The organism is Rhabdaerophilum calidifontis, assembly GCF_008641065.1.
Lineage (GTDB): Bacteria > Pseudomonadota > Alphaproteobacteria > Rhizobiales > Beijerinckiaceae > Rhabdaerophilum > Rhabdaerophilum calidifontis.
Genome location: NZ_VTRS01000019.1, coordinates 1 through 1,269, shown reverse-complemented (window position 1 = coordinate 1,269; position 1,269 = coordinate 1). Strand labels below are relative to the sequence as shown.

General features: G+C 64.6%; 1 protein-coding gene. It reads left to right on the top strand.

Translation table 11 applies throughout. The features are described from left to right. Window positions 1-64: 64 nt before the first annotated feature. Window positions 65-1,251 (top strand): IS3 family transposase gene (locus FWJ24_RS14550; protein ID WP_150288558.1). Its coding sequence is split into 2 segments (ribosomal slippage): window positions 65-317 and window positions 317-1,251, totalling 1,188 coding nucleotides; the frame shifts between segments, so codons are not numbered across the junction. Window positions 1,252-1,269: the final 18 nt, after the last annotated feature.

Sequence of the window (1,269 nt, the reverse complement as noted above, 5' to 3'; positions counted from 1 at the left end):
GTGACCTGCCACTGAGATTTTCCTCCACATGGAGTTAGAGTCCGGCCCTGCTGAGGACGGACTGATGAAGCGAGCAAGATTCACGGAAGAGCAGATCATTGCGGTCTTGAAGGAGCACGAGGCCGGCGCGAGGACCGCCGACCTCGCCCGCAAGCACGGGATCTCGGAGGCGACCTTTTACAATTGGAAGGCCAAGTATGGCGGTATGGATGTCTCTGAGGCCAAGCGGTTGAAGGCGCTTGAGGACGAGAACGCGAAGCTGAAGAAGCTGCTGGCCGAGCAGATGCTGGATGTGGCCGCGATGCGGGAGCTTCTATCAAAAAAATGGTAGGGCCCGCCGTGCAGCGCGAAGCCGTCGCGCATCTGCGGGCCGTGATGGGCCTGTCGGAACGTCGGGCCTGCAGCATCGTCGGAGCGGACCGGAAGATGGTGCGCTACCAATCCTGCCGACCTCCGGACACGGAGCTGCGCGCCCGGCTGCGCGAACTCGCCAACGAACGGCGGCGCTTCGGTTATCGGCGGCTGTTCATCCTGCTCAGGCGCGAGGGCGAGCCCTCCGGCGTCAACCGCATCCACCGGCTCTATCGCGAAGAGGGCCTGTCCGTGCGCAAGCGCCGCGCCCGCCGCAAGGCTGTGGGCGCACGGGCGCCGATCCTGATCGAGGCGACGCCGAACGCGCGCTGGTCAACGGACTTCGTCCACGACCAGTTCGCCAATGGGCGGCGCTTCCGCATCCTCAACATCGTCGATGACGTGACCAAGCAGTGCCTGGGCGCGATCCCAGACACCTCGATCTCTGGCCGGCGCGTGGCGCGCGAGCTGACGGCGATCATCGAGCGGCATGGCAAGCCGGGCATGATCGTCTCCGACCACGGCACGGAGTTCACCTGCAACGCCATGCTCGCCTGGTGCAAAGACAACGGCGTCGACTGGCACTTCATCGCGCCAGGCAAGCCCATGCAGAACGGCTTCGTGGAGAGCTTCAACGGTCGCATGCGCGATGAACTGCTCAATGAAACGCTGTTCTTCGATCTCGACGACGCCCGAGCCAAGATCGCGGCCTGGGTCGCAGACTTCAACACCGCGCGCCCGCACTCGGCGCTCGGATACCTCACGCCTGCGGCCTATGCCGCTAACTTCACCGCAACGGGCGATCGGCTGCGCAACACCGACCAACTCCGCCGATCGCCCGTTGCTCCACCCGCGCCACAAGGCGTAAAACCCGCCGAGGCTCTAATCGCCGCTGGATGACAACTCAGTGGCAGGTCA